This is a genomic window from Streptomyces sp. NBC_00654 (assembly GCF_026341775.1).
In the GTDB taxonomy this organism is placed as follows: Bacteria; Actinomycetota; Actinomycetes; order Streptomycetales; family Streptomycetaceae; genus Streptomyces.
In genome coordinates this window covers 162,659-184,793 of the sequence record NZ_JAPEOB010000004.1, presented here as the reverse complement: position 1 = coordinate 184,793, position 22,135 = coordinate 162,659, and the positions used below count along the sequence as shown (strand labels likewise).

At 71.4% G+C, this 22,135-nt stretch carries 18 protein-coding genes; 6 read left to right on the top strand and 12 right to left on the bottom strand.

Going from position 1 to position 22,135, the window contains the following annotated elements:
- Positions 1-116: 116 nt before the first annotated feature.
- Complete coding sequence (locus OHA98_RS39070; protein ID WP_266932888.1) at positions 117-986, bottom strand: alpha/beta fold hydrolase; 870 nt, start codon at positions 984-986, stop codon at positions 117-119.
- Positions 987-1,304: 318 nt separating this feature from the next.
- Between OHA98_RS39070 and OHA98_RS39065 the strand changes: the two genes are divergently transcribed.
- Complete coding sequence (locus OHA98_RS39065; protein WP_266932886.1) at positions 1,305-1,649, top strand: helix-turn-helix transcriptional regulator; 345 nt, start codon at positions 1,305-1,307, stop codon at positions 1,647-1,649.
- The gene (locus OHA98_RS39060) at positions 1,646-2,098 is read left to right on the top strand and encodes an SRPBCC domain-containing protein (RefSeq protein WP_266932884.1); all 453 of its coding nucleotides are present in this window, start codon (positions 1,646-1,648) and stop codon (positions 2,096-2,098) included. The genes OHA98_RS39065 and OHA98_RS39060 overlap by 4 nt, the downstream gene beginning before the upstream one ends.
- A 112-nt stretch (positions 2,099-2,210) precedes the next feature.
- On the opposite strand, the gene OHA98_RS39055 is transcribed toward OHA98_RS39060, so the two are convergent.
- Complete coding sequence (locus tag OHA98_RS39055) at positions 2,211-3,218, bottom strand: NAD(P)-dependent alcohol dehydrogenase (RefSeq protein ID WP_266932882.1); 1,008 nt, start codon at positions 3,216-3,218, stop codon at positions 2,211-2,213.
- Positions 3,219-3,556: 338 nt separating this feature from the next.
- On the opposite strand from OHA98_RS39055, the gene OHA98_RS39050 reads away from it, so the two are divergent.
- Positions 3,557-5,209, top strand: coding sequence for an MFS transporter (locus tag OHA98_RS39050; RefSeq protein WP_266932880.1), 1,653 nt, complete (start codon positions 3,557-3,559; stop codon positions 5,207-5,209).
- Positions 5,210-5,353: 144 nt separating this feature from the next.
- Here OHA98_RS39050 and OHA98_RS39045 read toward each other — a convergent pair whose 3' ends face one another.
- Together OHA98_RS39045 and OHA98_RS39040 are read right to left on the bottom strand one after the other, a co-directional pair.
- A complete protein-coding gene (locus tag OHA98_RS39045; RefSeq protein ID WP_266932878.1) occupies positions 5,354-6,736 on the bottom strand; it encodes an FAD-binding protein in 1,383 nt (460 codons plus the stop codon).
- Complete coding sequence (locus tag OHA98_RS39040; protein WP_266932877.1) at positions 6,733-8,280, bottom strand: class I SAM-dependent methyltransferase; 1,548 nt, start codon at positions 8,278-8,280, stop codon at positions 6,733-6,735. Before OHA98_RS39040 ends, OHA98_RS39045 begins: the two co-directional genes overlap by 4 nt.
- A 293-nt stretch (positions 8,281-8,573) precedes the next feature.
- Here OHA98_RS39040 and OHA98_RS39035 point away from each other — a divergent pair, with 293 nt between their 5' ends.
- Positions 8,574-9,752 carry an epoxide hydrolase family protein gene (locus OHA98_RS39035; RefSeq protein ID WP_266932875.1) on the top strand — a complete coding sequence of 393 codons (1,179 nt, stop codon included), beginning with the start codon at positions 8,574-8,576 and terminating at the stop codon, positions 9,750-9,752.
- 35 nt (positions 9,753-9,787) lie between these two features.
- Positions 9,788-11,197, top strand: coding sequence for an extracellular solute-binding protein (locus tag OHA98_RS39030; protein WP_266932874.1), 1,410 nt, complete (start codon positions 9,788-9,790; stop codon positions 11,195-11,197).
- A 69-nt stretch (positions 11,198-11,266) separates the two neighbouring features.
- On the opposite strand, the gene OHA98_RS39025 is transcribed toward OHA98_RS39030, so the two are convergent.
- The 8 genes from OHA98_RS39025 to OHA98_RS38990 form a co-directional block, all read right to left on the bottom strand.
- Complete coding sequence (locus tag OHA98_RS39025; protein ID WP_266932872.1) at positions 11,267-11,539, bottom strand: DUF6052 family protein; 273 nt, start codon at positions 11,537-11,539, stop codon at positions 11,267-11,269.
- Positions 11,508-12,788: a phenylacetate--CoA ligase family protein gene (locus OHA98_RS39020; RefSeq protein WP_266932870.1), complete on the bottom strand. Its 1,281-nt coding sequence runs from the start codon at positions 12,786-12,788 to the stop codon at positions 11,508-11,510. The genes OHA98_RS39025 and OHA98_RS39020 overlap by 32 nt, the downstream gene beginning before the upstream one ends.
- A gap of 205 nt (positions 12,789-12,993) precedes the next feature.
- A complete protein-coding gene (locus OHA98_RS39015) occupies positions 12,994-13,650 on the bottom strand; it encodes an aminodeoxychorismate/anthranilate synthase component II (protein WP_266932868.1) in 657 nt (218 codons plus the stop codon).
- Entirely contained in the window at positions 13,647-15,131 is a 1,485-nt protein-coding gene (locus OHA98_RS39010; RefSeq protein ID WP_266932867.1) for an anthranilate synthase component I family protein, read from the bottom strand. Before OHA98_RS39010 ends, OHA98_RS39015 begins: the two co-directional genes overlap by 4 nt.
- A gap of 16 nt (positions 15,132-15,147) precedes the next feature.
- A complete protein-coding gene (locus tag OHA98_RS39005; RefSeq protein WP_266932865.1) occupies positions 15,148-16,557 on the bottom strand; it encodes a phenylacetate--CoA ligase family protein in 1,410 nt (469 codons plus the stop codon).
- An 11-nt stretch (positions 16,558-16,568) separates the two neighbouring features.
- The gene (locus tag OHA98_RS39000; RefSeq protein ID WP_266932863.1) at positions 16,569-17,315 is read right to left on the bottom strand and encodes a flavodoxin family protein; all 747 of its coding nucleotides are present in this window, start codon (positions 17,313-17,315) and stop codon (positions 16,569-16,571) included.
- A gap of 262 nt (positions 17,316-17,577) precedes the next feature.
- Positions 17,578-19,683: an MMPL family transporter gene (locus OHA98_RS38995; protein ID WP_266932862.1), complete on the bottom strand. Its 2,106-nt coding sequence runs from the start codon at positions 19,681-19,683 to the stop codon at positions 17,578-17,580.
- Between the two features lie 129 nt (positions 19,684-19,812).
- Positions 19,813-19,992, bottom strand: a complete 180-nt coding sequence (locus tag OHA98_RS38990; RefSeq protein ID WP_266932860.1) for a hypothetical protein — start codon at positions 19,990-19,992, stop codon at positions 19,813-19,815.
- Positions 19,993-20,318: 326 nt separating this feature from the next.
- Between OHA98_RS38990 and OHA98_RS38985 the strand changes: the two genes are divergently transcribed.
- Positions 20,319-22,094 (top strand): non-ribosomal peptide synthetase, encoded by a 1,776-nt coding sequence (locus tag OHA98_RS38985; RefSeq protein WP_266932858.1) that lies wholly within the window; start codon positions 20,319-20,321, stop codon positions 22,092-22,094.
- Positions 22,095-22,135 lie beyond the last annotated feature (41 nt).

Below are 22,135 nucleotides of genomic sequence, written 5' to 3'. Positions count from 1 at the left end.
GGAGAGCGGCCCTTCCTCCGCAGCGGCGGAAGAGGTCCCCTCACGTCGCCCCGTCCGGGCCGCGCGCAGACGTACGGTGCGCGGCCCGGACGGTGGCACCACGGCCCCGAACGGGATCACTGACCCGCGGTGAGCACCTTGTGCACCTGCTCGGCGAACTGCGGGCTGTGCGTCAGGAAGCCCTGGTGGTCGCCGGGGAAGTCCACGATCTCCGATCCGACACGGTCGGCCAGGACCACGCCCGCCTGGTGGATCGGCGTGCCCTTGCTCGCTTCTCCGGCGGCGAGGACGACCCTCGTCGACGCGGCCTTCAGCGCGTCGGCGTCCGGAACGAAGCGGCTGAACGGCACCATGACGTGGCCGAGGAAGAACTCGGCGTTCGCCGCCATCCGCCCCATCATCTCCATCATCTCCGGGTCCGGCGGGCCCATCTCCGGGCCCGGGGGGGCCGCCTGGGGTGCCGGTGCGCCCGCCTGCGGGCCGTCGGGCTCCTCCACACCGGCGATGAACTTGCCCATGGCCGGGCCGACGCCGTCCTTGCGGTAGGTGTCGTGCACGTCCTGGAAGTGGTCACGCCACCGCTGGCTGTCGGTGAGCAGCTCCATCGCCGGCGGCTCGTGCGCGATCAGGGTCTGCACCTGCTCGGGGTGGCGGGCGGCGAGGTCCAGCCCGACCAGTGCGCCGCCGCTGCTTCCGACGACGAACGCGGGGGTGTCCCCGAGGGCCGCCAGCAGGCGGTGGGCGTCGTCGCTGTAGACCTCGATCTCCTGGTCCGTGGGCGTGCCGGTGAGGTTGCTCCGCGAGTTTCCCCGCGGGTCGTACCGCACGACGGTGTAGTTCTCGGCGAGAGCCGCGGCGAGTCCTCCGTAGATCGCGGCGTCGGTCGGTCCGCCACAGATGAGGAGGAGAACGGGGCCCTGCCCACTGACCTCGTAGTGCAGTGTTGCGCCCGGAACTTCCAGGTTTTCCACGTTCGTTGCAGACATCGCATGGTCCTCTCGGTTTTGACTTTCCTGGCTGTCCGGGAACTGCCAGGACACAACGTCCTGAAGGGTCTTGCTACGGGATCCCCGACGGGGACCGGTGCTTCCGGCGCCCTCACGGTGCGGGAATCAGGCGTCAGGGGCCATGAGTGACCCCGACGCGCACGGTTCCGCTGATCGAGTGAGCGCGGAGGACGGCCGCCCCATCAGGGGAACAGGCGGTCATGTGCCGGTCCCACCGGAGGTTTTCGTCCTTGACGCACACCGCCTCGAGAGGCATCATAAACCATCTGGTTGATCAATTGGTAGGTTGAATATGAGATGACGGGTGACGAGCTCAGCAACACCTTCTCCGCCCTGGCGGATCCGACCCGCCGGGCGATCCTGGTCCGCCTCGCCGCTGGGGAAGCAACGGTCAATGAGCTGGCCGAACCATTCACGATCAGTCTTCAGGCGGTCTCCAAGCATCTCAAGGTCCTTGAGCGGGCCGGACTGATCACGCGGGGCCGCGACGCGCAGTGGCGGCCCTGCCGACTCGAGGTGGCACCGCTGGACGCCGCCGCGGAATGGATCGAGAGCCAGGCACAGGTCTGGCAGTCGAGGTTCGACCGCCTCGACCAGCACCTGCAGGAAACCCAACGAAAGCAGAAAGAGACAGAAACATGACACTTCCGAGCACGGCCGGCACAGACCTCGGAGAACTCACCGTCACCCGCGTGTTCAACGCGCCCCGGGAGCAGGTCTTCAAGGCGTTCATCGAGCCCGAGCAGCTGTCCCGCTTCTGGAGCCCGGTCGGCACCTCGCTCCCGGTGGACAGGATCACGATCGACGCCCGTCCGGGCGGCGCCTTCGAGACGGTCATGGTGGCCGACGCCGATGGCACCGAGTACCCGATGAGCGCCACCTACCTCGATGTCGTCGAGCCGGAGAAGATCGCCTTCACCGTGAACGCCACGGGCCTGGTCTCGACCATGACCTTCTCGGACGTCGACGGCCGGACCGAACTGGTCGTCCACCAGACCAACGTCTCCGCGCAGTTCCGCACCCCCGAGGCCGTGGCCGGCCTGAACAGCAGCTTCGACCGGCTGACCGAGCTGCTGGCGCAGTCCGCCTGACGGACCGCCGACCGGGCGGCGCCCGGCCCGGCGCCCCGGAGAGCCCGACGGGTGACCTTCCGACCGGAGGTCACCCGTCGGGCTCCCGGCGGGCCGCCGGGGCCCGCGGCCGTCAGTCGGCCGCGATGACCACCTTGCCGAAGTGGCCACCGGACTCAAGACGCCGGTAGGCCGCCCCGGCATCGGAGAACGCAAACGCATGATCGATGACAGGACGGATCCGGTGCAGCTCGACCGCACGGTTCATCGCCTCGAACGTCTCTCTGCTCCCCACCTGCATCCCCTGGACCGTCACCGCCCTGCGCAGCAGCTGTACGGGATCGATGCCGGGCCCCTGGCTCAGTACACCGATCACGCTCACCCGCCCACCCGCCCGCACGGCCCTGACCGACTGCGGCAGCGTGCCCGGGCCGCCGACCTCCACGACGTGGTCGACGCCGCCGTTCGTCATCCGCTGGATGTGCTTGCCCCACTCCGGGGTCCGGGAGTAGTTGACACCGGCCACCGCGCCCATCGCCAGCAGCCGCTCCAGTTTGGCGTCGCTGCTGGAGGTGACCGTCACCTCGGCACCGGCCAGCACGGCGAACTGCAGCGCGAAGACGGAGACTCCGCCGCTGCCCAGGGTCAGGACGGACTGACCGGGGACGATTCCGCCGTACACCACCAGGGCGTGCCACGCCGTGACGGCGGCACAGGGAAGGGTGCACGCCTCGGCGTCCTCCAGGTGCGACGGCGTGGCCACCAGCGCGTCCTGGTCGAACGCCACGTACTCGGCGAGCACGCCGTCGACCGGACCGCCCAGCGCACCGGCCGTCCTGGCCGCGTCGGCCGGGCCGGAGATCCACCGGGGCAGAAAGACGCTGGTGACCCGGTCCCCGGGCTTCCAGCGCGTCACCTCGGAGCCGGCGTCCACCACTTCCCCCGCGCCGTCGGAGAGCGGCACCACGTCCGGCTTCATCCCCCGCCCGTACCGGCCGTCGGCGATCATGAGGTCCCGGTGGTTCAACGACCAGGCCCTCATCCGGACAAGGACCTCGCGCGGCCCCGGCACGGGCACCCGGCGCTCGTCCAGCCGCAACGCGTCCACGCCCGAGAAGCCGGTCAGGTGGTAGTACCTCACGTCGTCATCGCCCGTGCCGTGCGGTTCCCGGCACAGGCGGCGCCGGGGTGACCCTCGGTGACGGATTCCGAGGTGAAAAGCCGTTTCACCATGTCCCTGCCTCCTGTCGTATGGGGGCTTCGGGAGTCATCACATCCCTCGTGTTCCGGTATCCGCAAGCGGACTTGGTCAAGTCGCCCGGGAACAGCACGCCGTGAGATGCGCCGGGTCACGGCGCGGAGGACCCTGTGGGGTAAGTCCGACGACACAGACGGTGCCGGTCAGCGAAAGCCTGCCCGTATCCGAGCGGGGCACCAGGCTCCACCACCATCCCTTCATGACGACGGAAAGTAGTAGGCATGACTGCAGGCAGTGCTCCCAAGGCAGGGCGGAAGGAGTGGATCGGGCTGGGCATTCTCGCCCTCCCCACCCTTCTTGTGGCCCTCGACGTGTTCGTTCTCCTTCTGGCGCTGCCGCATCTGAGCGCGGATCTCGGTGCCGACTCCACCCAGCAGCTGTGGATCATGGACATCTACGGCTTCATGGTCGCCGGATTCCTCGTCACGATGGGAACGCTCGGTGACCGCATCGGCCGTCGCAAGCTGCTGCTGATCGGTGCGGCGGCCTTCGGCGCGGCCTCACTGGCCGCCGCGTTCGCCACCAGTCCCGGCATGCTGATCGCCGCCCGTGTCCTGCTCGGCATCGCCGGTGCGAGCCTGACGCCGTCCACCCTCTCCCTCATCACCACGATGTTCCAGGACGCCAAACAGCGGACGGTCGCCATCAGCCTCTGGGCCGGCTGCTTCACCCTGGGCGCCATCATCGGCCCGCTGCTCGGCGGCGTCATGCTCGAGTACTTCTGGTGGGGTTCCCTCTTCCTCATCGGTGTGCCGGTGATGGTCCTGCTGCTGATCGTGGGGCCGCGCGTCCTGCCGGAGTTCAAGAGCGGCGAGGCGGGCGGAATCGACCTCCCGAGCGTCCTGCTGAACGTCGGCGCCACCATCCCGGTCATCTACGGCATCAAGGAACTCGCCCGCAACGGCTGGGAGGCCCTGCCCGTCGTCGTCCTTGTCGTCGGCCTGGTGCTGGGTGTGCTGTTCGTGCAGCGCCAGCGCCGTCTGTCGAGCCCGCTGCTGGACGTGGGTCTGTTCGCGCACGGCCGCTTCACCGCCGCGCTGCTGGCCCTGCTCGCCTACAGCCTCATCGGCGGCACGATCATGCTGTTCATGACCCAGTACTTCCAGTCGGCGCAGCGGATGTCGCCGTTCGAGGCGGGTCTCGGGCTGCTGCCCGGCATGGCCGCGGCCACCGTCTCCTTCATGGTGTGCCCGATCATCGCCCGCAAGGTGCGCCCCGCGTACGTCATCGGCGCGGGCATCGCCGGTGTGGTCGCCGTGCTGCTGACCTTCTCCCAGCTCAACCCGGAGTCGGGCACGGCCGTTCTGATCGTGGGCTTCGCCGTGTTCTCCTTCTGCGGCGCTCCGATCGTGGCGCTGGGGACCAACATGGTGGTCGGGACCGTTCCGCCGGAGAAGGCCGGTTCGGCCGGCGCCCTGTCCCAGATGAGCAACGAGTTCGGGGCGGCGCTGGGCGTGGCGACCCTGGGCACCCTGGGCCTGGCCATCTACCGGTCCGACATCGCCGACTCCGTGCCGGGGGCAGTGCCCTCCGGTGCCGCGGAGGCCGCCCGGGACAGTGTCGCCGGGGCGTCCGCCGCCGCGGACAGCCTGCCCGAGCAGGTGGGCAACATGCTGATGGACGCCGCCCGGGTCGCGTTCACCGGGGGCCTGCACACCGTCGCCGCGGTCAGCGCCATCCTGATCGGGATCGCCGGCGTGTTCTTCGTCCTCCTGCTTCGCGATGTGCCGCCGGTCGGTGCCGAGGGCCCGCCGGAAGGGGCGGAAGCCTCCGAGGAGTCCGCGGAGGAGACCGCGGCATCCGCCGACGCTCCGGTGGACCCCGCCGGTACGCCGGACGCACCGGGCACCACGGACACGTCGCTGAAGGTGTGACGGCCCCGTACCGTCCCTGAACCATCCGCAGATGGCCCCCGTCGCGGGACGGGGGCCATCTGCCGTGCACGGGGCCCGTGTCCCGGGCGCGCGCGTGTGTGTGGGCCCCCGGACGTGCCCCGGGGGCCCACACACGCTCGGGTGTCAGAGCGATGCCGCTCCGGCGGAGACGTCGTCCGCGAAGACGCCGCGCGGGTCGTACCGGCGGCGGATCCGGTCGACGTCCGCCGCCCGGTCATCGGTGAGGTGGCGCTGCGGCCGGGTGAACCCCTCCACGAGGGAGGGCACCGTACGGCCGGTGTCCCAGGGCGCGAGAGCCGCGCGCACCGTCGCGCAGTGCCGCTCCAGGGCCTCCACGGTCACCGGGCCGAACGGGGGGCCCGATCCCATGTAGGCGTACGCCGCGTCCACCTGGTTCAGGACGCCGCCCGCCGGATCCTCCTCGGCGAAGGCGCCGCCGAGCTGCCGGAGCGTGGCGACGGCCAGCGGCGAGCCGGAGCCCGCTCCCACGGCGCCCAGGAACGCCTCGGCCCCGTCGTCGCCGAACTCCCGCAGCAGGAGGTGGTCACCGATGAAGGGGACCGGGTCGGCCGGATCCATGTGCGCGTCGAGCACCCCGGCCGGGCCGGTGAGCGCCCAGGTGTCGAGCAGCGCGGGCGCGATCTCCCGCAGTGCTCCGAGGAGTTCGTCCGCGTGCCGCTGGGCCGCCGGGATGTCCTGTTCCGTCGGCGCGTGGACGGCGCCGTCCACGCAGAGCACGGGTCCGGCGGCGAGTTGCGGCGGGACACCGGGGACCGGGGGCAGGTTCATCAGGCGCAGGGAGGTGGTCGCCTCGCGCGGCGCGTCCTTCGTCCAGGCGCGCCAGGCGGCCAGGAGAGGTGCGGCGTCGGCGGCCGGCCAGTACGTCGCGCCGGTGACGACCCGTGCCACCGGGAAGAGGGAGACCTCGACGGCGGTGACGACACCGAAGCCGCCGCCGCCTCCGCGCAGTGCCCAGAACAGTTCGGGTTCGGTGGTGGCGTCGGCGCGGACGCTCTCGCCGTCGGCGGCGACGAGTTCGACCGCCCGCACCGTGTTCGCGGCCAGCCCGGTGCGGCGGCCGTAGAAGCTGACTCCCCCACCGAGCAGATAGCCGACCACGCCGACATCGGCCGCGGATCCGTGTGCCGCCGCGAGCCCGTGCGGCGCCGCCGCCTCGACGACGTCGCCCCAGCGCGCGCCCGCCGGAATCCTGGCGGTCCGCCGGGCCGCGTCGATCTCGACCTTGCCGGACGGGGCGGTGCGGATCAGCGCGGAGCCGTCGACCGGACGTACGGCACCGGAGGCGTGCCCGGAGGTGTGCACCCGGACGGACAGCCCCCGGCGGGTGGCCGCGAGCACCGCGGCCCGTACCTCGGCCGGCCCGCACGCGGTGACGGCCGCGGCCGGGCGGGCGGGGGCGGCCAGGTTGAAGACCCGGGCGGCCTCCTCGTACCGGGGGGTGCCCGGTTCGGCGAGTGTGTCGTCCCGTACCTCGGCCGCGCTCATGAACGGGTCTCCGTACGGTCGTCGCGGACGGCGGTCAGGAAGACGAACGTGCCCGGTCCGCTCTCCTCGCGCACGGTCAGGCCCGCGGCGGCGAACCAGCGCCGGAGGTCCTCGGGGTCGAACAGCTGGAGTCCTCCGTCGTGCTGGGGGAAGCGGTGGGCCGACTGGAAGTAGCTGTAGACCGGGTCCTCGGAGCGGCGGAACGTCAGCACCGTGAAGGTGCCGCCGGGCCGGAGGATCCGGCCGACCTCGGTGATCGCCGCCTCGGCCTCGTGGTAGAAGGCCTGGAGGGCGTTCCAGCAGACGACCGCGCCGACCGACGCGTCCGCGAAGGGCAGGTCACAGGCTCCGGCCAGGACCGAGGGGACGTCGGGAAGCCGGCCGCGCAGCACGTTGAGCATGGGCAGCGAGCTGTCGACGGCGACCAGCCGGGCGGCGCCCACGGTCTCGGCGACGACGGCGGTCCAGCGTCCGGCACCGGCGGCGAGGTCGACCACGGGGCCCTCGACCGGCCGTACGTGCGTGGCGATGTAGCGGTCCTCGTCGGCCGGTGTCACCTGGCCGCCCCAGTTGGATCCGGAGACGCGCAGGAAGGAGGGCCGGGCCACCGCCTCGTAGAACAGCCCCATGCTCGGCACCTGGGAGAGCTTCTCCAGGAAGTCGTCGACGGCGCCGTCACCCGCGGCGGGCGCGGTCAGGTCGAGGATGCCGTTCGCGGCGGGGTAACGGGCCGCGCAGCCGGTGCAGTTCAGGAAGTCCTCGCCGGGCTCCAGGGTGCCGTGGCAGTCCGGGCAGCGCAGCGCGGCGGTGTGCGGTGCGAAGAGGGAGGTGTCGGCGGCCGGGGCGCTGGCGTGGGCCCGGTCCGGGACGGTGGCCGCGGGGGCGTCCTGCGGGTCGCCGTTGAGGACCGCCCAGTAGGCGCGGGCGCCGACGCAGCCGAGGACCGTGCGGGTGTCGTTCTCCCAGGCCGTCAGGATCTGTTCGCGGCTCAGTGCCTTGATCCAGCTCGCGTCGAAGGCCCGCTCGTCCTCGTTGAGGGTCCAGGCCGACGGGGAGGGCCACACCCGGCCGAGGTCGGGCCGCTCGGGGTCCAGTTCGCTCAGGGCGCGGTTCAGCCGGGACAGGTCCTCGGGCTCCAGGCCGAGGTCCAGCGTGGCGGCGAGGATCGTGTCCCGGTCGGCCGGGAAGTGCGCGAGGAGATAGAGCAGGGCGAGGGTGAGCGGCGTACCGATGCCGTCCGTGCGCACCAGGTCCAGATAGCTGCCGAGGTGCGAGCGGACCTCCTCGGTGACCGGGCCGGGCGCCGGGTACTCGGCCTCGGCGAGCAGTCCGAGCAGGATCGCCAGATGGCCGCGGCCGTCATGGCCCTCCCGTTCGAGTGCGGCCACCAGCGACGGCACCGCCGTGAGCGCGGCGGGCGAGAGGCCGCCCTCGTGCCAGAGGCCGTCCACCAGAGCGCGGAACTTTGCCTCGCGGGCCTCCGGGGCCGCGTCGGCGAAGGCGTCGACCAGACCGGCTGCGGCGTGAGCGGTGGGGAAGTTCATCTACGCGTCCTCTCGGGATCGGTGCGGCAGGGCCTGCGCCGCGCGGGACACGGCCGAGCGCGCCGGGCCGGTCACCCGGACGGTGATGCTGCCAGTCGGCGGAGGCCGCTCGCATCTTCTGAACTGCGGTTACGCGTACGGCTCATGGAGCAATTCGCGAGATGCGGGCGGATTCGGCGGCGGCGCACGATACAGCCGGGCGCGCCAGGTTCAGCCGGGTCCGATCCGGTTGTCAGTGAGCCCTCCATCCTCCTTCGACGACACCTTCCGGCCCGGACATCACGGAGTGCTCTATGCGTCCCTTCCGTATCGACATCCCGCAGGACCAGATCGACGACCTGCGTACCCGCCTCGGGTCCACCCGCTGGCCGGACGAGCTGCCCGGCGTCGGCTGGGACCGCGGGGTGCCGCTGGAGTATCTGAAGGAACTCGCGGAGTACTGGCGCACCTCCTTCGACTGGCGTGCCGCCGAGGCCGAGCTGAACCGGTATCCGCAGTTCGTCGAGGAGATCGACGGGGCCCCGGTGCACTTTCTGCATGTCCGCTCGCCCGAGCCGGACGCCACCCCGCTGCTCCTGACCCATGGCTGGCCCGGTTCCGTCGTCGAGTTCCTGGATGTGATCGGCCCGCTGTCCGACCCGCGTGCGCACGGCGGTGACCCGGCGGACGCCTTCCATCTCGTCATCCCGTCCATACCGGGGTACGGGTTCTCCACCCCCCTGCCGGAGAAGGGCTGGGACACCGCCCGTATCGCGCGGGCCTGGGCGGAGCTGATGGCCCGGCTCGGATACGACCGCTACATCGCCCAGGGCGGTGACGCGGGGGCGGTGATCTCGCTGGAGCTCGGCCGCACCGACCCCGGGCATGTGCTCGGGGTGCATGTGAACATGCTGATGACGTTCCCCTCCGGCGACCCCGCGGAGTTCGAGGGACTGGCCGAGCGGGACCTGGCCCGGCTGGGCAAGCTCTCCCGCTTCGACGCCGAGCTGTCGGGCTACATGAAGGTCCAGCAGACCCGTCCGCAGACGCTGGCGTACGCGCTGACGGACTCCCCCGTGGGCCAGCTGGCCTGGATCGCGGAGAAGTTCCTGGACTGGACCGGGGCCGAACGGCTGCCGGAGGAGGCCGTCGACCGCGACCGTCTGCTGACCATCGTGTCGGTCTACTGGCTGACGGCGACGGCCGGTTCGTCCGCCCAGTACTACTACGAGGGGGCCGAGGCGGTGCGCGCCGCGGCGGGCGGGGCCGTGCCGCCGCCGCTCACCGTTCCGGTGGGAGTGGCGGTCTTCCCCGACGACATCTTCGTACCGATCCGCCGCTTCGCCGACCGTGACATCCCCACCCTCACCCACTGGACGGAATTCGAGCGGGGCGGTCACTTCGCGGCACTGGAGAAGCCCGCCGAACTGGCCGGGGACGTCCGGACGTTCGCCCGGACCCTGGTCCGGGCCGCCGCTGTCGCCGCCGTCTGATCCGTTCGCCACCGAAGAGCAGAAAGAGGTATCTCATGACCGCCGCAACCGTGATCGACGTCTGGGTGGCCGACCTGACGTTCCCCGGCTACATGGACCGGCTGCACGGGCTGGCCGCCGCGTTCGAGAAGGCGCACCCCGAGTACCGGATCAACCTGGAGGGGCGTGACTTCCGCACGCTCTCCGAGGAGATAGCGGAGGCGGCCGAGCAGGGCCGTCCGCCGGCGGTCGCCGAGTACTACTTCGCCGTCACCCAGGCGGCCCGCGACTCACGGACCCGCGACGGCAGGCCGCTGTTCACCTCGGTGGAGAAGGCCGTCGCCGGGCGCACCGAGATCCTCGGCGAGCCCGTCGTCCTCGGCGACATCCTGCCGGCCGTGCGGGAGTACTACTCGGTCGACGGCGACCTGACCTCGATGCCGGCCGTGGTGACGGCCATGCTGATCTACGGCAACAAGGACCTTCTGCGGGCCGCCGGTGTGGACGAGCTGCCGCGGACCTGGGGGGAGATCGAGACCGCGTGCGAGGCGGTGGCCGCCCTGGAGAACGGGCCGTCGCACGGGGTGACCTGGTCGAACCACGGTCTGTTCTTCCAGCAGGCGCTGGCCGTCCAGGGCGGGCAGCTGGCCGACAACGACAACGGCCGCTCCGGCCGGGCCGGCCGGCTGGACCTCTCCTCGCCGGAGATGCTCGGCTGGGTGCAGTGGTGGCAGCGGCTGCACAGCGACGGGCACTACCTCTACACCGGCAAGATCCCGGACTGGGAGGGCAATATGAAGGCCTTCGCGGACCAGGACGTCGCGCTGCGCATCACGTCCTCCAACGACCTGAACTACATGGCGCAGGCCGCGCAGAACTCGGGCTTCGAGATGGCGGTCGGCCGCTGCCCGGGACCCGACGGTCAGCCGTACGGCGGGAACATCATCGCCGGTACGTCGCTGTGGCTGGCCAACGGCCTGGACGAGGTGACGCAGGACGGCGCGCTGGCGTTCATGCAGTTCATGAACAGTCCGCGCAACGCCGCCGACCGTCATGTCGCGAGCAGCTTCGTGCCGGTCACCCGCTCCTCCTACCGGCTGCTGGAGAGCGAGGGCTGGTTCGAGGAGAACCCCTTCCACGGTCTGGCGAGCGCGCAGCTCAACACCTACGCGGAGGGCGAGGGCGAGGGTGTCCCGCCGTGCCGCGGCGCGCTGTTCGGCGACTTCGCCGGGGCCCAGGACGTGATGACGCGGGCGATGGGAGACGTGCTGCTGGACGGCGTGGACCCGGTCGAGCGCTTCGCGCAGGCGACCGAGGAGGCCCAGCAGCTGCTGGACACCTATGAGAAGGACCGGGACGAGAACGGGGTCCGCAGCCCGCAGAGCCTGCGCGTGGAGTACTTCACCGGTATGGAGGTCTACACCGGGGCGCAGCTGGAGAACGCGGTGCGGGGCAGCGCCGGCTGATCAGCGGGAGGTGATGCCGAAGGGGCGGTACCCCGGCCGGGGTACCGCCCCTTCGGCATCACCGGGTGGTCACGCGCTGAGCACCCGGTCGGTGTTCCGGTAGTAGTCGAATTCCACGGCCTGCCCGTCGAGGGCGATCCGGAGCTCGGCGAGCGAGGCCCGTACGGCGGCGAGCACGGACGGGACCCGGCAGTTCTCCGCGAGGTAGCCCAGCGTGCGGTAGCTCTCCAGGAGGTGGAGTTCCTGCTCCGCGGTCAGGTACTCGTGCTCGGCCGCGGGCTGCCGGGGCGTCAGGATGTCCGCCGGGGGCTCAGCCGTGAGCTGTGAGGACTCGTTCGTCATGAAGTCGTGCCGCCTTCCAGTTCGTTCGGGGCAGGCTGCCCGCCGGAGCGAGCTCCACTTGGGGCCGGATGCCGATCTCGCGCTTGAACTCCTCGGTGATGCGCGCGCACAGCAGGCGCGCCGCCTCCGTTCCGAGCCCTCCCGCGTCGATCTTGACGTGGATGGTGTCGAGACCGCGGACGGTGCGGATCGCGGAGTGGAACTCGTTGACCTCGGCGAAGCCGCGTACGACGTCCTCGATCATGACGGGGGTGATGGAGACGCCCCTGATCTTGCGCATGTCGTCGACGCGCCGCAGGATGCCGCCGTCGTAGAAGTCCCAGGTCCTTCCGCAGCCGCACTCGCCGTACGGCCGCTTGACCACCACGTCCTCGGTCCAGTGCCGGAAGAGCTGGATGCTCTCACGGGCCAGGCCGGTGGTGACGCGGACGCCCTCCTCGCCGTAGCCGACCGGCTGGAGGGTCTCGGGGTCCAGCACCTCGTCGTAGCAGGAGGGCTCATTGATGTGGCAGGCGCCGCGCCGCTGCGGGCACTCGAACATGAAGACACCGCCGAACTCGGTGGTACCGGCCGCGTTGAAGACGCGGGCGCCGAAGGCCTCCTCGATGGTCCGGGTGGTGAAGTCGGAACGCGGTTCGGCACCGGCGAGCATCACCTGGACGTTCGCGTCGCGGGCGAGGTCGATGCCCATGTCGCGGGCGGTCTCGATCAGCCGCATCGCGTAGCTGGGGGTGAGTCCGAGCACTTCGATCCGGTAGTCGACCAGCAGCCGTACGACGGTCCTGGAGTCGAGGCCGCCGGCCGGGACGATGGTGCAGCCCATGCGCTCCAGCGCGTAGTGCATGCCCCAGAACCCGGCGAAGAGGCCGTAGCCGAAGGCCACCAGCCCCTTGTGGTGCGGGCGTACCCCGTTGGCGTGCAGCGCGGTGCAGAAGGTGTCCACGGACCACGCCAGGTCGCGCTCGGTGTCGAACGTGCGGATGGGCGGGTTGCCGCTGGTGCCGCTGGTCTGGTGGTGGCGCACTCCGCGCGAGGGGTCCAGCGAGGGCCAGGTGCCGTACGGAGGCGCGGCCGCCTGGGCGGCCAGCAGGTCCTTCTTGTACAGCAGGGGCATCCGCGCCGCGTAGTCCTGCGGGGAATCGATGCCGTCGGGTATCCGTCCGTTCCAGAACGGCGAGTTCCGCTTGGCGTGGTCGAGGGCCTGCCGGAGCCTGCGCCATTGCCATGTCTCTAGTTGGGGGCGGGGCATGGTCTCCGCCCTAGTGTTCCAGTACGTCACGACGCCTCCGTTGCACAGTGCCGACACCACTGACTCTTCTCGCTCGGCGAGGGCCCGGCATCTTTGGATGTGCGCACTTTGTGTCCGGTGTCCGGTGGTTCGGTGTATTCGGTGATCAGGTGGTTCGGGGTTCGGTGGTTCGGGGTTCGGTGGTTCGGGGTTCGGTGGTTCCGCGTCACGCCGCCTCGGCGTCGGGCAGGGGCGTCGTGAAGGCGCGCACCCCGGACAGGAAGTTCGTGATGATGCGCATGCCGTGCTCGGTACGGAAGCTCTCCGGGTGGAACTGGACCGCCTCGACCGGCAGGGCCCGGTGCCGCAGGCCCATCACGTACCCGTCGTCCGCGGACCGGGCCGTCACCTCCAGGCAGGCCGGTACGGTCGTCTCGGGTACGACGAGGGAGTGGTAGCGCGTGGCCAGGAAGCCGTCGGGCATCCCGGCGAAGAGCCCACGCCCGTCGTGCCGGATCCGGCTGGTCTTGCCGTGCATCAGATGGTCGGCCGGCAGCACGCTCGCCCCGTAGGCGCGGGCGATGGCCTGCTGCCCCAGGCACACCCCGAACAGGGGGAGCCGCCCGGCGAACGCCCGGACGATCTCGACGTGCCCGGACACATCCGGGTGCCCCGGTCCCGGGCCCAGCAGAATGCCGTCCGGGCGCATCAGCGGCACCTCGTCCAGCCGGAGCTTGTCGGAGCGGACCATGACGGGAACCGCCCCGGCCGACATGAGGTACTGCCGCAGGATGTCGACGAAACTGTCGAACGCGTCGACCACCAGCACACGCGGCCGCCCGGTGTCCCGCTCACCGGCCGGGTCTGCCACACGCAGTTTCACAGCAACTCCTTTCCGGTGACCGCCCAGTAGGCGGCGCTCATCTTGGCCAGCGTCTCGCGCCATTCGCTCTCCGGGCGGGAGTCGGCGACGATGCCCGCCGAGGCCCGGGTGCGATAGGCGCCGTCGTGGTGGAACAGGGTGCGGATGCACAGGGCCAGGTTGGTGTAGCCGCCGATGTCCATCAGGCCGAGCGCGCCCGCGTACAGGCCGCGGCGGCTGCGCTCGACGGACTCGATGATCTCCATGGCGCGGATCTTGGGCGTGCCCGTCATCGTCCCCGCGGGGAAGAGCGCGGCGATGGCGTCGAAACTGTCCTCGCCCTCCTCGACCCGCGCCTCGACGGTGGAGACGAGGTGCAGCACGTGCGAGTAGCGCTCGACGACCAGCTGGTCGGGCACATCGAGGGTGTCGGCCCGGCAGATCCGGCCGATGTCGTTGCGGCAGAGGTCGACGAGCATGGTGTGCTCGGCGATCTCCTTGGGGTCGTGGGCCAGCGTCCGTGCGGCGGCCTCGTCGTCCGTACCGGTGCGCGGCAGGGTCCCGGCGATGGGCCGCATCACGACCTTGCCGCCCTCGATGCGGACGAACAGTTCGGGGCTGGCGCCGATGGTGCAGTGGCCCCCGACGTTCGCCATATACATGTACGGGGAGGCGTTGCGCTGCCGCAGCCTGCGGTAGACGTCGAGGGGGGCCGCCTCGGAGCGCATCGTCAGCTCGTGGCCGATCTGCACCTGGTAGATGTCACCGACCGCGATGTGCTCCAGGCACCGCTCCACATCGGCCCGGAACCGTTCGGGGTCGCTGTCGTCGGTGACCGTCGCGGGGGGCGGGTCCGCGTCGTCGAAGTACGGGGAACCGGCGTCGGGTTCACGGACCAGCAGCGCCGCGATCTCCTCCTCGTCCAGGGGCGGCCAGTGCTCGGACTCGTGCAGGAGCAACTCGGTGCCGCCGTCGGTGAGGTCCGTCATGACACAGCCCTGGTGGAGGACCAGATGGATGTCCGGCATGGCGGAGTTCCGCTCGATGAGGTACGGGAGTTCCTCGACGTAGCGGGCGGTGTCGTAGCCGAAGTAGGCGAGGAACCCGAAGCGGAAGCGATCCGCCGATCCCCGGGCGTCGAACATGCCCCGGGCGGCGCGCAGCAGCGCCCACAGATCGTCCGTGCCACGCAGTCTCAGCCCCTGGCCGGGTGCCTCGGTGAGCAGCGGCCCGGCCCGCTCCAGCAGCAGCCGGCACAGCGCGGGCCTGCCCTCGACCCGTACGGCGTTCCCCGTGACCGAGAGGGACAGCAGGGCGCCGAACCCGGTGAACTGGTATTTGCGGTCGCGCAGCGGGCCGGCCGCGGATTCGAGGAGGTACGCCTCGTCGGGGCCGAACCGCGCGCAGAGATTGCGGTACGCGTTCAGCAGGTCGACAGGAGGCAGGCGGCGCGTCCGGGTGGCCACGCCGACGGTGCTCACCGCCGGTGCTTGCGGGGTCATCGCGTGCTCCTCCCGTTCATGTCGTGATCGCGTAGCGGTGCGCGACCTTCCGGGCGGCACGCACCGCCCGGTCGAGGCCCGACCTGTGGTCGAGGACCCGGGCGGCCTTCCAGCTGACGAAGGAGCCGGTGTGGGTGACCGGGTCCATGTCCGCGTCGACGGCGATGTCGACCTGGGCGCCCGTGCGTTCGCGCAGCCGGGCCGCGATGCCGGCCGCCGGGTCCGCCGCACCGGGCAGCAGGTCCATCCGTACGGTGATCCGGTCGCCGTCGGGGCCGCCGTCGACGACGACCTGGTATCCCAGGCAGCCCCGTACGCCGCCCAGTACGGCCGCCTCCAGTTCCGCGGGGCGCAGCAGGGCCTCGCCCAGCGGGATGCGGTCGGCGGCGCGCCCGACGACCTCGACGACCGGGCCGGGCAGTGCCGCTCCGGGCGGCGCCGGGGAGATCCGGACGAGGTCCCCGGTCCGGTAGCGGACCAGCGGCTTGATGCCGTCGACGAGCATGGTCAGGACCAGCTCGCCCTCGCCGTGTTCGCCGCGCGGGGCCCCGGTGTCGGGATCGACCAGCTCCGCCAGGTAGTTGGGGGTGGCCAGGTGGAGGGCGCCGCTGTCGGCACCGGTGGCGATGCACAGGGCTTCCTGGGAGCCGTACAGGGCGGGGCGGACGACGGCGTGCGGCCACACGGAGGAGACGTTGGCGGCGAACTCGGGGGTGCAGATCTCACCGAGGACCAGGAACAGCTTGACGGGGAGTTCCGCCAGGTCGTACCCGTAGTGCAGGGCCGCCTTGGCCAGGCTGAGACACAGGGCGGGGGCGCAGACGACGACCTCGACCCCCAGCTCCTCGATGAGCCGCAGGGCCTTGCGGAAGCCGACCCGGGGGGACTCCGGCCAGATCTTGACGTGACAGGCGCCGATCGAGGCGGCGACATCGGTGAACACATCACCGAACGCGTACAGCTCCGAGGGCCCCATGAGCCCGACCACCGGCATGCGGTCACCGAAGTGCGTACGGAACAGGCGGCGCCAGGACTCCTCGACGGAGACGTTGGAGGTGGCGATGTCCACGGCGCCCCGGGGGCACGGGGTGGCGGCCCCGGTGGTGCCGTTGGTCTCGTAGTAGATGCTCGCCCCGGAGAGGGGGCCGCTGAGCACGTCGTACATCTCGCGGCGCAGGTCGTCCTTGGTGGTGAAGGGAAGCGTGTGCAGGGTGGCGGGGGTGACGGCCTCGATGTCGACGCCGGCCAGGTGGCGCCGGTAGAACGGGGAGCGGCCGGTGACGTGCCGGAGCACCGAGGTCAGCCGCCGGGCGCGCCAGTCGTCCAGTTCCCCGGGCGACAGGGTGCGGTCGTGGAAGGCCCGGCTGACACGGCGGTAGCCGGTGAGGAAGTCCTGGAGGTCCGCGCCGGCCGGGGCACAGGGCATGGCCGGCGCGCTCACAGCCGTGCCCACAGTTCGCCGGTGGGCTGCTGCTCCGCCGCGGGAGCCGCCACGTCCGGTGCGGCCTTCCCGGCGGCGGGCGGGCCCGTCTCGTTCAGGGCGAGTCCGATGCGCTCGTTGACCTCGCGCGCGGCGAGCAGGTTGTCACGTCCGGTCAGGCCGCGGTGCTCGTCGAGCAGTTCCATCATGTCGGTCATCCGGTCGATCAGGCGCCGGACGTTGGTCAGGCCCTCGTCGTCCTTGAGCGCGTCTCCCCGATGCAGTGCGTGGACCGTGGCGGGGAACCCGCTGCCGACCACGATCATGCGGTTGAGCAGCGCGTTCACCGTCAGCTGGGCCCAGACCTCGCCGGCGCTGTAGCGGCGGGCGAGGGAGATGACACCCGCGACCTTGTTGCTCAGCGGCCGGTCGAACCGCAGATAGCCGACCCCGGCCCGTTCGATGAAGGTCTGCATCAGGCTGGCCGTCCCGAAGCCGTGCACGGGAGCGGCGAAGACGATCCCGTCCGCCGCGACCATCTTCCTGATCACCCCGGGCACCCCGTCCTCCAGCGCGCACGGGACCGGTCGGTCGTTGCAGTCGCCGCAGGGTCCGCAGCGCGACATCCGGATGTCGCGCAGGTCAATGGTCTCCCACTCGACCCCCCGCGCCGCGGCGACTGCCGCGGCATGGCGGAGGACATCGCTGGTGTTGCCGTCCCGTTCCGATCCGTTGATCGCGAGGATCTTGAGTGGTGTGGTCACGGGATGTCTCCTTCGCTGGATTCGGCTGCGGGCACCGGGTCCGCCGTGCTTCGGGTCGCTGCCACTTCGGCGACTCCGCGAAATCGTCGCGTCTGCGGGTGTGAGGAGGCATCTCTTGAAATGCTGGGTAGACGTGGTCCGTTCCGGGCGAGGGCACCGGGGGCAAACGCGCCCGTGCCGCCGAGATCCTCCCTGGGAGGGCCTCGGCGGCACGGGCGGAGCAGTGGTGGGACCGTCGGGCGTCGCTCGGACGCGCTCCGGCTCAGACGCGCTCCAGCTCGGGCTCCTTGCCGTCGAGGGACGTGCCGGGGGCGGCGGTTTCCCGGTCGGCCGGCTTCGCGGGCCACCAGAAGCGGCGGGCGCCGAGATCGAGCGCGAGCGCGGGAACCAGGATGGTCCGGACGAGGAAGGTGTCGATGAGGACGCCGATACCGACGATCACGCCCATCTGGGCCATGGCCACGAGCGGCAGTACGGCGAAGACCGCGAACGTCGCGGCCAGCACCAGTCCCGCCGAGGTGATCACACCGCCGGTGCTGCGCAGGCCCGCGATGACCCCCTGGGCGTGGCCGTGCAGCGCCGACTCCTGCTTCACACGGTGCATGAGGAAGATGTTGTAGTCGACGCCGAGCGCCACCAGGAAGACGAAGCCCAGCAGGGGGACCGACCAGTCCATGCCGGGGTAGTCCAGGACGTGCTCGAACAGGAGGCTCGCGGATCCGAAGGCGGCGAAGTACGAGGCGACCACGGTGGCCAGCAGGACCAGCGGGGCGACCAGCGAACGCAGCAGCAGGGTCAGCACCAGCAGGATGACGAGCAGCACGGCGGGAACGACGACCCACAGATCGCGCTCGGTGGCGTTCACCTTGTCGAGGGTCTGCGCCGCCTGGCCGCCGACCAGCGCGTCCGTGCGCTCGCGCAGCTTCTCGACGGTTCCCTGTGCGGCCTCGCCCGCGGGGGCGCCTTCGAGCACCACGGCCAGCTGGGTCAGTTCGCCGTCCGGTGTGCGGCCCGCGACGGTGACGTCGACGACGCCGTCGGTCCCCTGGACCGCCTTGGTCACGGCATCGGTCTGCGATGTCTTCACGATGACGACGGCCGGGTCGGCGGCACCGGAGGGGTAGTGCTTCGCGAGCGTCTCCTGGGCGGCCGCCGAGTCGGGCTTGCCTTCGAGCAGTTCGGACTGTCCCAGGCCCATGTTGACGCCGAAGGCGCTCAGGGCCAGGACGCCGGTGACGGCCAGCGACAGCAGCCAGGACCGGCGCGGACGGGCGGCGACCACGTTGCCGACGCGGTCCCACACCGAAAGGGCGGCGCGCGGGGTCGTGCCGTAGCGGGGAATGAGGGGCCAGAACAGCCAGCGGCCGGCGATGACGAGGAGGGCGGGCAGGATGGTGACCATCGCCAGGAAGCCGAAGACGACGCCGATCATGCCGACCAGGCCCATGGAGCGCGAGGAGTTCATGTCGGCCAGCCCCAGGCAGGCCAGGCCGACCGCGACGGTCGCGGCGGAGGCGAGGAGCGTGGGGCCCGAGCGGCTCAGGGCGATCCGCATCGCGGCGTGCCGGTCCTCGTTGCGGTACAGCTCCTCGCGGTAGCGGGAGATGAGCAGCAGGGCGTAGTCGGTGCCGACCGCGAAGACGAGCACCATCAGGACGCCCGAACTCTGCGGGTCGACCTGAAGACCCGCGTACTCGGCGAACAGGTACGTCCCCGCCTGGGTCAGCACGGAGGAGAAGCCCACCGCGAAGATCGGGAACAGCCACAGGAAGGGGCTGCGGTAGGTGAGAAGGAGCAGGATGATGACGACCAGTGCGGTGGCCGCCATCAGCGTGCTGTCGAGCGTCTCGAAGATCTTCACGGCGTCGGTCGTCACGGCGGCGATGCCGCCGACCTCGGTCGTGACACCGGGCGGTGCCTGCGCGGCGGCGACGGTACGCAGCTCCTCGACCTTGTCCGCCATGACCGCCTGGTCCGTGGAGGACAGCGGTACGACCACCATCAGGGCCTTGCCGTCCTTCGAGGGGACCGCCTCGGGGATCTGCTGCCCCTTCGCCGCGATCTTCGCGAAGGCGGTGCGGTCGGCCTCCACGGCCGCGCGGACGTCACTGCCCAGGACCTCGTCGCCGCTGTAGACCGCGACGGCCGCCATGAGCTCGTCCGTACGGAACTTCTCCAGCTCGGTGTTGACCTGTGTGGACTCGGCACCGCGCGGAAGGAACGCGTTCGCGCTCGTGTCCTGGACCTCACCCACCTTCCCTGCCAGGGTGCTGAACGCCATGACGGCGATCAGCCAGCCGGCGAGAACGATCCATTTGCTGCGTCGACCGGCGGGCACGGCGATGCCTGCCTTGAGCCAAGCTCGCATGGGGTACTCCTTTTCGGTGGGGACGTCCTGGGCGCCGGACGCGCCCAGGCCGTTCGAGCGGGCGGGTCCGGGCTGCGGCCGTGCTGAGCCGGGGTGCGGTGGGGTCCGGTGAAGGCCGGCGGCACGGAGTCAGCGCTGTCGCCGCGACTGCCGTGGCCGTGGACGGCGAAGCGCACGGCGGGCTCCGGCTCCGTACGCTCCGTGCCCCGCGCACGCGCCGAACGGTCCGCCGGCCAGGACCGGCACCCCTTCCTCCACGGAGTGGACATGGGCGATGGCGTCACCGTCGGCGAGCTGGACGGTCTTCATGGTTCTCCTGGATGAGCGGCTTTTACGCGGGTGCACACGGAGGTGCCGCGATCAGGCTGCCCGGCGACGGACCCGGTGCGCATCTTCGAGCGTGCTCTCCGTGATCGCGGGCGGGAACCGGGCGCGGCGCGAGGACCGCGTGCGGGCGGCCGGATCCTGGTTCCCGGCAGGTCCGGGCATGGGTGACGTTCCGTCAGGTCTGCACGGCAATCCAGGAGATGCGGCCCCACGGCGCGTTCTGTGAGCGTGGCGCCATACCCGAGAGTGCGCCGTGCCGGGCCACATCGCCCGCGGACGCGGATACGGCTGAGCGGATTGGACGGACGATGGCCTTCAGCAATTCCGAGGACACCGCCTCGGTGCAGCGGCGCTTCGCCGCACAGGCGGCACGGACGCCCGACGCCGTGGCCCTGTCCGGACCGGACGGGTCCCTCACCTACCGGGAGCTCGACCGCCGCGCGAACCGGCTCGCCCACCGGCTGCTCGCCCTCGGGGTGCGCCCCGAGGAGCCGGTCGCGGTCCTGATGGAGCGCTCCGCGGACCTGGTCGTCTCCCTGCTCGCCGTGGTCAAGGCGGGCGCCTGCTACCTGCCCCTGCACAGTGCCCACCCGGTGGAGCTGATGCGGAAGATCGTGGACCACGCCGGGGGCCCGCTGATCCTGACCGACGCCGTGATGCGCGGCCGGGCCGGTGTGCTCGGCGGCCGTCTGCTGGAACCGGCCACCGACGAGGCCCTGGCCGCGATGCCCGACCACGACCCCGGCGTCGCCTCGCACCCCGACCATGTCGTCTATGTCATCCACACCTCCGGATCGACCGGCGAGCCCAAGGGCGTCGCCGTGACGCACCGCGGGGTGCTCGGCCTGGCCGCCGACTCCTGCTGGGACGGCGAGGGCCACCGGCGGATCCTGTCCGTGGCCCCGTACGCCTTCGGGGTGTCGACCTACGAACTGTGGGTGCCCCTGCTGCGCGGCGGCCATCTGGTGCTGGCACCGACCGGCGAACTGAACCTGGACACGCTGCGCCGGCTGTTCGTGGCCGAGCGGATCGGCGCGGTGCACCTGACCGCCGGCCTGTTCCGGGTGTTCGCCGAGGAGGCGCCGGAGAGCTTCGCGACCCTGTCCGAGGTCCTCACCGGCGGCGACGTGATCGCGCCGACGGCGGTACGCCGGGTCCTCGAAGCCTGCCCCGGGCTGGTCGTCCGGGCCATGTACGGCGCCACGGAGGTGTCCTCGTTCGTCGCGCACGCGGCGATGACCTCCGTGGACGACTGCCGCGAGGGCGTGCCGGTGGGCCGCCCGCTGGACACCGTGGACGCCCGGCTGCTGGACGACCGGCTCGCGGAGGTGCCGGACGGCGAGGTCGGCGAACTGCACATCGCGGGCGAGCGGCTGGCGGCCGGGTACTTCCGCAGCCCGTCCCTGACCGACGAACACTTCGTCACCGGCCCGGACGGCGCACGGATGTACCGCACCGGCGACCTGATGCGCCGCGGCCCCGGCGGGCTGCTGGAGTTCGCCGGACGCTCCGGTGACCAGGTCAAGATCCGTGGCTACCGGGTGGAGCCGGGCGAGGTCGAGCACGTGCTCGGGCAGTTGCCCGGTGTGGCGCACGCGGCGGTCGTGGTCCGTGAGCCGCAGCCCGGCGACAAGCGGCTCGCCGCGTACGTCGTTCCGCGCGGCACCGGCCCCGGGGACCTGCGCACCGCGCTGGGCGGCCTGCTGCCGGAGTACGCGGTGCCCGACACCTTCACGGAGCTCGCGGCCCTGCCGCTGACGCCCAACGGCAAGCTGGACCGGGCGGCGCTGCCCGAGCCCGCGGCGCCCGCGCCCGCGGCCACCGCCACCGCCTCCGCCCCGTCCGGCGAACGCCAGCGCCTGCTGTGCACGCTGGTCGCCCAGGTGCTCGGAGTGCCGGAGATCGGCCCGGACGACAGCTTCTTCGACCTGGGCGGGCAGTCGCTCCAGGCGATGCGGCTGATCGCGCGCATCAAGGCCGAGTTCGGCGCCGAGCTGACGGTCGGCGATGTCTTCAACAACCCCACGGTGGCCGAGCTCGACAGCCACCTCACCGAGCTGTCCACGGCCGCGATCGCGGGGTGACCGGGCGCTCCCGCCCGTCCGCCGCCCGTCGAGCCCCTTCG

What these genes read in the sequence shown, in the direction of transcription:
- OHA98_RS39040 (WP_266932877.1), bottom strand. Translation starts at nt 8,280, where the DNA reads ATGAACTTCCCCACCGCTCACGCCGCAGCCGGTCTGGTCGACGCCTTC.
- OHA98_RS39025 (WP_266932872.1), bottom strand. Translation starts at nt 11,539, where the DNA reads ATGACGAACGAGTCCTCACAGCTCACGGCTGAGCCCCCGGCGGACATC.
- OHA98_RS39050 (WP_266932880.1), top strand. Translation starts at nt 3,557, where the DNA reads ATGACTGCAGGCAGTGCTCCCAAGGCAGGGCGGAAGGAGTGGATCGGG.
- OHA98_RS38995 (WP_266932862.1), bottom strand. Translation starts at nt 19,683, where the DNA reads ATGCGAGCTTGGCTCAAGGCAGGCATCGCCGTGCCCGCCGGTCGACGC.
- OHA98_RS39035 (WP_266932875.1), top strand. Translation starts at nt 8,574, where the DNA reads ATGCGTCCCTTCCGTATCGACATCCCGCAGGACCAGATCGACGACCTG.
- OHA98_RS39060 (WP_266932884.1), top strand. Translation starts at nt 1,646, where the DNA reads ATGACACTTCCGAGCACGGCCGGCACAGACCTCGGAGAACTCACCGTC.
- OHA98_RS39020 (WP_266932870.1), bottom strand. Translation starts at nt 12,788, where the DNA reads ATGCCCCGCCCCCAACTAGAGACATGGCAATGGCGCAGGCTCCGGCAG.
- OHA98_RS38985 (WP_266932858.1), top strand. Translation starts at nt 20,319, where the DNA reads ATGGCCTTCAGCAATTCCGAGGACACCGCCTCGGTGCAGCGGCGCTTC.
- OHA98_RS39010 (WP_266932867.1), bottom strand. Translation starts at nt 15,131, where the DNA reads ATGACCCCGCAAGCACCGGCGGTGAGCACCGTCGGCGTGGCCACCCGG.
- OHA98_RS39005 (WP_266932865.1), bottom strand. Translation starts at nt 16,557, where the DNA reads ATGCCCTGTGCCCCGGCCGGCGCGGACCTCCAGGACTTCCTCACCGGC.
- OHA98_RS39065 (WP_266932886.1), top strand. Translation starts at nt 1,305, where the DNA reads ATGACGGGTGACGAGCTCAGCAACACCTTCTCCGCCCTGGCGGATCCG.
- OHA98_RS39070 (WP_266932888.1), bottom strand. Translation starts at nt 986, where the DNA reads ATGTCTGCAACGAACGTGGAAAACCTGGAAGTTCCGGGCGCAACACTG.
- OHA98_RS39030 (WP_266932874.1), top strand. Translation starts at nt 9,788, where the DNA reads ATGACCGCCGCAACCGTGATCGACGTCTGGGTGGCCGACCTGACGTTC.
- OHA98_RS38990 (WP_266932860.1), bottom strand. Translation starts at nt 19,992, where the DNA reads ATGAAGACCGTCCAGCTCGCCGACGGTGACGCCATCGCCCATGTCCAC.
- OHA98_RS39045 (WP_266932878.1), bottom strand. Translation starts at nt 6,736, where the DNA reads ATGAGCGCGGCCGAGGTACGGGACGACACACTCGCCGAACCGGGCACC.